At 66.6% G+C, this 9,614-nt stretch carries 9 protein-coding genes; 4 read left to right on the forward strand and 5 right to left on the reverse strand.

Features of this window, described 5'->3' with window-relative positions; all coding sequences use genetic code 11:
• Positions 1-604 (forward strand): ABC transporter substrate-binding protein (locus AC2VOU_RS09875; protein WP_486957211.1); only part of this gene is annotated, 604 nt, incomplete at its 5' end.
• A 54-nt stretch (positions 605-658) separates the two neighbouring features.
• A complete protein-coding gene (locus AC2VOU_RS09880; RefSeq protein WP_486957212.1) occupies positions 659-2,026 on the forward strand; it encodes a cytochrome P450 in 1,368 nt (455 codons plus the stop codon).
• Between the two features lie 3 nt (positions 2,027-2,029).
• Here AC2VOU_RS09880 and AC2VOU_RS09885 read toward each other — a convergent pair whose 3' ends face one another.
• Entirely contained in the window at positions 2,030-4,642 is a 2,613-nt protein-coding gene (locus tag AC2VOU_RS09885) for an AAA family ATPase (protein ID WP_486957213.1), read from the reverse strand.
• The gene (locus AC2VOU_RS09890; RefSeq protein WP_486957214.1) at positions 4,639-5,802 is read right to left on the reverse strand and encodes a metallophosphoesterase family protein; all 1,164 of its coding nucleotides are present in this window, start codon (positions 5,800-5,802) and stop codon (positions 4,639-4,641) included. Before AC2VOU_RS09890 ends, AC2VOU_RS09885 begins: the two co-directional genes overlap by 4 nt.
• A gap of 192 nt (positions 5,803-5,994) precedes the next feature.
• On the opposite strand from AC2VOU_RS09890, the gene AC2VOU_RS09895 reads away from it, so the two are divergent.
• Positions 5,995-6,501: a SixA phosphatase family protein gene (locus AC2VOU_RS09895; protein ID WP_486957215.1), complete on the forward strand. Its 507-nt coding sequence runs from the start codon at positions 5,995-5,997 to the stop codon at positions 6,499-6,501.
• Positions 6,502-6,517: 16 nt separating this feature from the next.
• Here the strand turns inward: AC2VOU_RS09895 and AC2VOU_RS09900 are convergent, their stop codons facing one another.
• The 3 genes from AC2VOU_RS09900 to AC2VOU_RS09910 form a co-directional block, all read right to left on the reverse strand.
• Complete coding sequence (locus tag AC2VOU_RS09900; RefSeq protein WP_486957216.1) at positions 6,518-7,108, reverse strand: hypothetical protein; 591 nt, start codon at positions 7,106-7,108, stop codon at positions 6,518-6,520.
• A gap of 167 nt (positions 7,109-7,275) precedes the next feature.
• A complete protein-coding gene (locus AC2VOU_RS09905) occupies positions 7,276-7,833 on the reverse strand; it encodes a DUF3558 domain-containing protein (RefSeq protein ID WP_486957217.1) in 558 nt (185 codons plus the stop codon).
• A complete protein-coding gene (locus AC2VOU_RS09910; RefSeq protein ID WP_486957218.1) occupies positions 7,830-8,381 on the reverse strand; it encodes a DUF3558 domain-containing protein in 552 nt (183 codons plus the stop codon). Before AC2VOU_RS09910 ends, AC2VOU_RS09905 begins: the two co-directional genes overlap by 4 nt.
• Positions 8,382-8,489: 108 nt before the next feature.
• On the opposite strand from AC2VOU_RS09910, the gene AC2VOU_RS09915 reads away from it, so the two are divergent.
• On the forward strand, positions 8,490-9,614 hold a 1,125-nt coding region (locus AC2VOU_RS09915), incomplete at its 3' end, for an ABC transporter permease (RefSeq protein WP_486957219.1).

The raw sequence follows: 9,614 nt of genomic DNA on the forward strand, positions 1-9,614 counted from the left end.
CGTCGAGGGCCAACAGGGCTATCAAGACAACAACGGAGTCGTCGCCTACAACCCGGCGAAGGCCCAGCGCGACCTCGACGCGCTGGGCTGGAGACTCAACGGGCAGTTCCGGGAAAAAGACGGCAAGCAGTTAGTTGTCCGGGACTTGTTCTACGACGCACAGACCAGTCGGCAGTTCGGCCTGATCGCGCAGCACAGCCTCGCCCAGATCGGGGTGAAGCTCGAACTGATGGCCAAGGCCGGCAGCGGATTCTTCACCAACTACATCAACGTCGGAGCCTTTGACATTGCCCAATTCGGTTGGATGGGCGACGCTTTCCCGCTATCGGCGCTCACCCAGATCTATGCGTCCACCGGCGAGAGCAACTTTGGCAAGATTGGCAGCCCCGAGATCGACGCGAAGATCGAGCAGACCCTCCAGGAGCTGGATCCGGCCAAGGCTCGGGTGCTGGCCAACGACGTCGACAAGCTCATTTGGGCCGAGGGTTTCAGCCTGCCGCTGGTGCAATCCCCCGGCAACGTCGCGGTCAACAGCTCGCTGGCCAACTTCGGCGCCCCCGGACTGGCCGATCTCGACTACAGCGCAATCGGATTCATGCGCTGAGGCAATACGCGCAAAACCTTGAAATCCGCGCGGCCAGGCGCAATTCTTGACGCCATGACCGCGACGATTGGCAAACTTGATGTCGGCACGCTTCCGCTGGCGCCGAAAAATCCGCTGTCTATTCTGCAGGCGCTGGCGGCGGCGCGCGCTTTGCATACCGGGCTGCCGCTGCTCAGCGAGGCCGGTGGACCGGTGACGCGCTTCGAACCGTTGCCGAAGTTCCTCGCCCCGGCCCTCGTGCTGGTCACCTCGCCGAGCGGGGTCCGTGATGTGTTGGGACGCACGGACGGACTCACTGAGCGATGCCAGATCCATCAGGAAATCCGAAACGTCGCGGGCGACAACCTCTTTGTGCTGCCCAACAAAGAGTGGGCCCCGCGCAGACGCGTACTCCAGCCGGTGTTCACCAAACAGAACGTCGAAAGCTTCGGCCAGCACATGACGCAGGCGGCACAAACCTTCGCCGATCACTGGCGTGAGGTGGGTGACGTCGACCTCGACGCTGAGTGCCGCCAACTGACCATGCGCTCACTCGGCCGCTCGATTCTCGGTGTCGACGTCAACGAATTCGGCAGCGCGATCGCGGCGAACATGCACTTGGCGTCGCGTTACGCGACCGATCGTGCATTGCGGCCGGTGCGGGCGCCGCGGTGGCTGCCGACGCCGTCACGCCGTCGGGCTCGCGCCGCGGTTGCGACGATGCGACGGGCCACCATGGCGATCTTGCAGGCCTGCCGCGCCGACCCGACCCGCGATGCGCCGCTGGTTCGGGCGTTGATGGCTGCCTCTGATCCCGACACCGGCCTGCCGCTGTCCGACGAGGACATCTGCGGCGAACTGCTGATCTTCATGCTGTCCGGCCACGACACCACGGCGACGATGCTGACCTACGCCTTGTGGGAACTGGGGCACCATCCCGACATGCAGGACCGGGTGGCCGCCGAGGTCGCCGAGATCGGCGATAGAGAAGTGACGCCCGCCGATGTTCCCCGGCTCGGATACACCACCCAGGTGATCAACGAGTCGCTGCGACTGTGCCCGCCGGCCGCTGGGGTCGGCCGAGTGCCGCTGTGCGACATCGCGGTAGACGGCTATCGAGTGGAGGCGGGCAGCATTGTGGCCGTCGGAATCATTGCGCTGCACAGGGATCCGACGTTATGGGATCGCCCGCTGGATTTTGATCCCGACCGGTTCAGCCCAGCGAACTCCGCGAATCGCGATCGGTGGCAGTTTATTCCGTTCGCCGCCGGACCACGTTCGTGCATCGGTGAACACTTTGCGATGCTGGTGACGACGCTCGCGCTCGCCACCATCGTCCGGTCGGTGCGGATCCAGTCGGACAACAAGGACTTTCCGCTCGAATCGCCCTGCACCACCGTCGCGAAGGGACCGATTCCGGCTCGGGTCGACGCGCGGGGTTGACCCTCAGGCGCACAACTCGATTCGCTGCGCATCCTGCACGCCGTCGTAGCGGGCCGGCGTGCAGGTCAATACGATCACCTGCCCGCGCTCCCCGAGTGTGTCGAACACCGCGGCCATCTTGACCAGCCGCTCGGGATCGGCGAAGCCGAGCGCGTCGTCGATCAGGATCGGGACGGCATCCTCCTTGGCGACCAGGGCCGCGCCGGCCAGCCGGGCCAGGATGCCGAGTTGCTCCTTGGCCCCACCCGACAGAGACTCGTAGGGCACGGTGCGGCCGTCGAGTGTGCGGGTCTGGATGCACAGCTCGCTGTCGACGTCGACTTCGAAGGTCTCGCCGAAAACGGGCCGGCCGAGCCGCTGCAGTTCGGCGCGGTACGGCTCGACATAGCGCAGCCGGGTGGTGTCGCGGTGGCGCCTCATTACCTCTCGCAGCATCTGCACCGCGCGGGCGCGGCGGCCGACCCGGTCGTGCTGGTCGCGGGCGTGCTCGCGCTCGATCTCGGCAGCATCGAGATTGCCCTGGCGACCCTCGGTGCCGAAAACGGTTAGCTGCGCGGCGATCTCATGCAACGTGCGCGCGACGTCGTGGTGACGTTTTTGCAGCAGTGCGAGAGTCTCGACGGCATCGGCCAGCTCGGCGGCGACGGCCTCGGGGGCCTTGGCGGCGAGTTGCTCGGATAGCTGCGCGACGCGGCTGGCGGCGGTGTCCGCCGCCGACGTGTGGGCCTCGACGTCTGCGGTCAATTTCTCGTCGGGGACCGTGGCCCGCTGTTCGGCCAGCCGGTCGGCAATGGCGGCGAGCTCGGCTTGCTGGGCGGAAAGCTTATCCTGCGCACGCGTTACCTGCGCGGTGATCTCGGTGAGCTTGCGCGTCGCCAGCGCCGCTGCCTTGCGGTGGGTTTCACAGTCGGTCTCCGCCTGGGCGCGAGCCGCGACGGCCTCCAGCAGTTCGGCGCGCGCGGCCGCAGCATCGACATCGCCGGAAAGCGCTGGCAAAAGCCGCAATTCGGCCAGTCGCGCACGCAACAGTTCGATGTCTTCGTCACCGGTGAGTCCGGCCAGCGTCGCGGTGACTTGGTCGTGGGCGCTCTGTAGTTCGCGGCGTCGCTCGTCGGCCTGCCGTGCCGCGGCCACATCCGCAACGCCCGCGGCCGCCAGCGCCGCGGACATCTTCTGCTGTGCCGCAGCATATTTCGCGTGCATTTCCCGCGCCGACGTGCCCGGGGTAACGTGGGCGGTCACGATGCCGGAAATCTCGACCTCGGCGGCGGCGCTGGTGACAGTCGTCCATCTTTCGCCGACCGCAAGCGCGACCCGCTGATCGCCGATCACCAGTTCGATGTCGCTGGCCGCAACGAATTCGACTGTCGCCGAGACCAAGGCGAGCTGGCCATCGATCCGATCGAGCGCGGCGGCGGCCTTTTCAATCTGACGCAGCAACTCGTCGGTCATGGTGGTAGTCGACAACTCGTTGGCAATCCCGTCGCGCTCGCTGCACGCGGCGTCGATTTTCGCGAGCTTCGTGCTCAGCCGCAACGTCTCCTCGCGGCGGGCCAGATCGTCGACGACGCTCCGGGCCGTTTCGACGCGCTGCGTCGCGGCGACCAGCAGCTGGTCGGCACGGTCGACGGCCTCCTCGGCCTCGACGGTGACAGCACGGGCCAGCACCAGCGCTTCGCCGGCACCGCGCGCTTCGTCTTCCAGGCCCGCGACCGCGGCTGTGCGCGAGTCGCTTTCGGATCGCAGTCGCATCCGCTCAGCGAGCGCAGCGGTTGACGCGGCACTGGTCGCGGTCGCGGCCGTGGCAATCAGTTCGGTCTCCCGCACCTGTTCGGTGAGCCGGGCGATCTCGTCGGCGGCGGCCCGGGCGGCGGTCTGTCGGATCGCCGCCGCCTGTTGCAGTTCACCGAGCTCGGTCATTTCAATCGTCAGGGCGGCGTGCCGCTGTACTCGCTCGTCGACCTCGGCTACTGCCGCCGCGCACCGCTCGGCCTCCTGGTTCGCGGCTTCCAGCGCCTTGATCGCCGCCGCCCACTCTGCGGCGGGACGGCCGGTCGCGGTGAAGTAGCGAGCGTATTCGCCGTCGATGCGCTCGAGGAGCAGCGGCTCAGTTCCCGACAGCGCCGCCGCGTCACCCGCGGCGACGTCAAGCGCCCGGGTCAGCGCGTCGCAGCCGGACAGGTTCACCGCATCGGTCGATGTTGCCTGCAAAACCCTTTGGGCATGCCACAATTCGGTGTCAACGGTCTCGGCCAGCATGGCCTGCACACGGTCGTGCGCCTCGTCGCCGCTGCGCTGTTCGCGGCGCGGCTGCAGGACCGTCAACTGCGTCTCGGGCTTCTTGTGAAAACGCTTGTGATAGACGAAACGGTAAGGGCCCGAACTGATCTCGGCGGTGATCTCGGAGCCGACGTCGGCGTGTGTCGGCTTGACCTGCTTGACCTCTTTCTTGGTCGAGCGGTCCTTGGCTTCCAGCAGCAGATCGAGCGCCTCGACCATCGACGACTTGCCGACCTCGTTGGCACCCGACACCACGATTACCCCGTGGTCGGGAAAGTCGATCTCGCGGTAGTCGATTCCGCGGTAGTGCTTCAACACCAACCGATGCAATTTCATGCCGCGTCCCGCCCCTGCCGGCCATGATCGATCAGCCGCAACAGCAACCCCAGCGCCGCCTGGGCGTCACCCGGGACCTCACCGTCCCCGCGTGCGACCTTCATCAGCTCCTCGACCGCGTCGGCGGCGAACCCACCGATACCCAGGTCGCTGAATTCGCCGTCGGCCGGAATCACCGCCAGGTCGCTGTGGCTGTCCCACACCCGCAGCGAGGCGAACAACCGCGAATACTTGTCCAGGCAGGCGTCCATCGCGGCGCGGTCGGTGACGGTCAGCGAGCCAATCAGGGCCAGCCGCACCACCGTTCGATCCTTGTCGGGCATCAGGTCCAGGTTGACGTCCAAGTCGGCGATGTCGCGGCTGGTGTCCACGTGCCGGGTGAGCGTGCTGAATCGCCAGCGGCCGACGCGCGGCGCATCGACGCTCACCGGACGCTGCGGATCCGCCTCGTCGAGGTCGACGATCAGCACGTGACCGGGGTCGGCCTCGACGTCGTCGTAGTTGGTGACCTCCGGCGAGCCCGAATACCAGATACGGCCCGTGCTGCCCACCTCGGTCAGCGAATGCTTGTCGCCGAGCGCCACGTAGTGGATCGCGCTGCGCGCCAAGGCGTCCTCCACGCCGGCCAATCGGATCAGCGAGGGCCTGGTGGGGTCGGGATCGAGTACGTCGACACCGCCGTGGGCGACCAGCACCCGGGTGACCCCGTCGGCCGGAAGGCCCTCGAGCACCTCGGCGACCAGATCGGTCGTCGGTCGTTTGGACCGCCACGGCGCCGCGACGATCTGCAGCCCGGGCCGGACCTCGTGGGCCCCGGCCCGATCGAGCACATGCACGTTTGCCGGGCGCTCGGCGGTGAACAGCGCGCTGGTGTATACCGAGGAGGCGTCCAGCGGATCGTGGTTGCCGGGCAACAGGTAGACCGGAATCCCGATGGCGCGCATGGCTTCCAGCGACTGACTGATAACCGCTGGCGCCAGCTGGTTGTGCTCGAAGACGTCGCCGGAGACCACCACGAACTCGGCGCCGGCGGCCGTCGCCAGCGGTCCGAGTCCGGCCACCGCGTCGCGTCGGGCCGCGGAGTAGCGCGGCTGCGCGTCGCCCGCGAGGAAGTGGCGGGTCATGCCGAGTTGCCAATCGGCGGTGTGCAGGAATCGCATGGCGACCGGAGTCCCTTCTGCGTGATGTCCGGCCAGTGGCGACCGGGCAACGCGAGTTTAGGACCACCCACCGACAAGTCCGGGGACCTCAATCGGCAGGTCCGAGCCCTGGCCGCACGGCGTCGTAACCAGCCGTCGCATCAGCCCCATCTACCCCATAAGTCGCAACAGCGCCAGGGTAATCTCACCCGCATGTCCGACCATGACCGCACCCTGGTGCTGATGCGTCATGCCAAGTCGGCCTACCCCGACGGGGTGGCCGACCACGACCGGCCGCTGGCAGCGCGAGGTGAGCGCGAAGCCGGCCTGGCGGGCGATTGGCTGCGTAGCCATCTGCCCACGATCAACTTGGCGCTGTGCTCGACGGCGATACGTACCCGCGAAACGTTGGCGTGCAGCGGAATTGGCGCGCCTGTCCGCTACCTCGACAGGCTCTACGACTCCACGCCCGGGATTGTGATCGGCCAGATCAACGGCGTCGGCAACCAGGTCGCGACATTGCTGGTCGTCGGACACGAGCCGAGCACCAGCGAGCTGGCCCTGAGGCTGGCCGACCGCCCCAGCGCCAACACCGTCGCCGCCGAACGGATCGCGGCGAAATTCCCGACTTCGGCGATGGCCGTTCTGCGCGTCAACGGCAGCTGGGCGGACCTCGAACTCGGGTCCGCCCAGCTGGTCGACTTTCACGTGCCGCGTTAGCCGCGGCTACAACGGGTTATTTGCAGATCTCGACGATCTTCTTGATCTTCTCGTCGAGGTTTTGACGCAGCTCCTCCTGCGCGAAGTCTTGCGTCCCGGCCAGGTAGCCGATGCTGAGCTCCTCGAGCTGGGTGCCGAGGGCGTTGACGTCGTCCGCCAGGTCTTTGGGGGTCGCCGGCTCTGAGGCCACCCGGTCCCGCAGGAAGTCCCCGCCGTCGTAGAACGCGAAGCGCTGGGCGGTCGCGACCGACAGCGCACCGATGGGCCCGCCATTGTCCGGGTTCTTCAGGTGCGAGTTCCTGACCACTGCGCGGTCGACGATCTTGAACGTCTCACAGATTTTCTTCTTGGCATCTTTGCGTTGCTGGTCGCTGTACTTGCCCGCGGCCGCGGCGCTCTCGTTGGGGTAGAAGTATCCAAAAGCGGCGCCCGCGACGCCGAGGATCGCCAGCACCAAAGCCGCCACCGCCAGCCAGAACGGCAGCTTGGACGGGCTTGCGTGCGAGGTAGCCGTCGGGGTCGTCGCCGGCGTGCTGGTAGCCGCGGCGACGGATTCGGTGACGTCCTCGGATGCGGACGATGGCTCGTGTGAGGGTGTTTCAGACATCAGACGATCGTATAGGGCTTGAGTATGGGCCAGCGACGCTTTCGGGTGTCAATAACCTGAGACGGCGGTGAACTCCCAGGAGTTCACCGCAAATGGGCTGGTAGATGCCACTATGGTTGGGCATGCCGGAGGTTGCATGGTCCCCAGATCAAAGCATCAACGCGGCGTCAGGAATTGGTCGAGAGCGTGAGCTCCATGAGCTTGATGGCCTGCGCGCAGGCGTCGATACCGGGCACCTGTGGGTTCACCCACCACCCGACCACGCCGGCGGCGTCGCTGGCTACACCGCACGCGCCGTTGGGGTCGTTCGGTTTCATCACGATCGACGGCACACCGGCGATGGCCCGGTTCTCGATCTGATAGGTCAAGAATTCGGCGACCTTGCGCTCGTTGTCCAAGCTGCCCTGCTCGAACCAGAACCGGGTGATGTCGATCAGACCGCCCGGGTTGGCGGCCTGCCAGCGGCAGATCGCTCCGACGAAGGTGCTCTGAATGTCCTGCGGATCCGCGCCGACCGTCTTGGCCAGCACGTCGGTGGTCAGGACCTCGCACTCCTTCTGCAGGTTCGGGTACTGCTGCTCGGAGGTGTTGTTTCGGGGCACGTCGCCGGCGCCCGCCCTGTGCGCGGTGCCGGCGACCGATCGGGTGCAACCGGTCGCCACCGACAGTGCGGTGGCCAACACCGCCACGCTCACCAGGGCCCGGCGACGCACGCGGACACTCATTTTCCATTCGCAATCGTCTGGCGCGCCAACTCTTTGGCGACGTTGCACGCGTCGGGGTAGGGCTTCTGATTGAAGTTCACCGACCATTCGATGAAGTCGTCGTTGAACTGGATTCCGACCTCGCACAGCGAATCACCCAGCTGCGGGTCATTTCCGACGGCGATGAACCCGCTGTGGCCGCTGATGTTGATGTCTTCGACGCTGGACCGCGACAGCTCCTCGGTCTTGCGTTCACGCCCGATCGGGCTCCCGCGATACCAGGAGAACGAGAAGTGCGGCCCGAGGATCCCACCGCCGGCCAGCCACTGGCAGCCCACCGAGTTCTTGGCGGTGTCCACCAAGCCGTTGAGCTGCGTCAGCTTGTTCACCGTCTCGTCGCTGATGCCGCCGCACTGCGGGAACATCGGACCGTGGATCCCGTTACCGGACGACGGCGCCGTCGACCCAGACGACTGGGACGTGGAACCGGAATCGGAACCCGAGCAGGCTGCCGCCATCGGGACCAGGACTGCCGTTGCGCACACCAGCGCCGCCACGTTACGTCGCACCGCTACCCGCGCCTTCTGGTGATCACAGGTTGCACTGTAGCGGCACCAACAGATGCCAACCATCGCACACGCGGTGAGCTGTGGTTTCTTGTGTGCAAGAGTTATCGGATGCTCGTGGCACTGCTGCGCCAGTTCGTGCGGCCGTACCGATCGCTGGTCACAGCGGTGATGGCGCTGCAGTTGGTCAGCAGCCTGGCCTCGCTGTACCTGCCGACGGTCAACGCCACGATCATCGACGACGGCATCGCCAAGGGCGACACTCCCACGATCATCCGACTCGGCGGGCTGATGTTCGCGGTGACCGCGCTGCAGGTGCTGTGCGCGGTGGGCGCGCTTTACTTCGGCTCCCGCGCCGGGATGGGTGTCGGCCGCGACCTCCGCTCGGCGATGTTTCATCAGGTCACCACGTTCTCCGAGCACGAGACCGCCCGATTCGGCGCGGCCACGCTGTTGACCCGCACCACCAACGACGTGCGGCAGATCCAGTTCCTGGTCCAGATGGGCTGCACGGTGCTGGTCGCCGCGCCGATCATGTGCGCGGGCGGCATCGCGATGGCGGTCCACCAAGACGCCGGACTGTCGTGGCTGCTGTTGGTCAGCATTCCGGTGCTGGTGGCCGCCAACTACCCGATCATCTCGCGGACACTGCCGCTGTTTCGCAGCATGCAGCGACTGATCGACAACATCAACCGGGTGATGCGCGAGCAGCTTTCCGGCGTGCGGGTGGTGCGGGCATTCGCCCGAGAGCCGTTCGAGCGACAGCGTTTCGACGACGCCAATGTGGCGCTCTCGGCCACCGCGCAGGCGGCCGGCAATTGGCAGGCGCTGATGCTGCCGGTCACCACACTGACCATCAACTGCTCGAGCGTGGCGCTGATCTGGTTCGGCGGCTTGCGCATCGACAGCGGCCAGATGCAGGTCGGATCGCTGATCGCTTTCCTGGTGTACTTCGCCCAGATCCTGATGGCGGTGGTGATGGCGACGATGACCGTGATGGTGTTGCCGCGGGCCGCGGTGTGCGCCGAGCGGATCACCGAGGTGCTGTCGACCGTTGTCGCCGTCGGCAACCCGCCGAATCCGGTGCGGCCGGCCGCGGCCCCGGGCATGATTCGGCTCGACCGCGCGTCGTTTCGTTACCCCGGCGCGGAAAAGGCTGTGCTGCAGGATATCTCGTTGACGGCACAGCCCGGCACCACGACCGCCGTGATCGGCAGCACCGGCTCGGGCAAGTCG

This window comes from Mycobacterium sp. TH-M25, assembly GCF_057473665.1.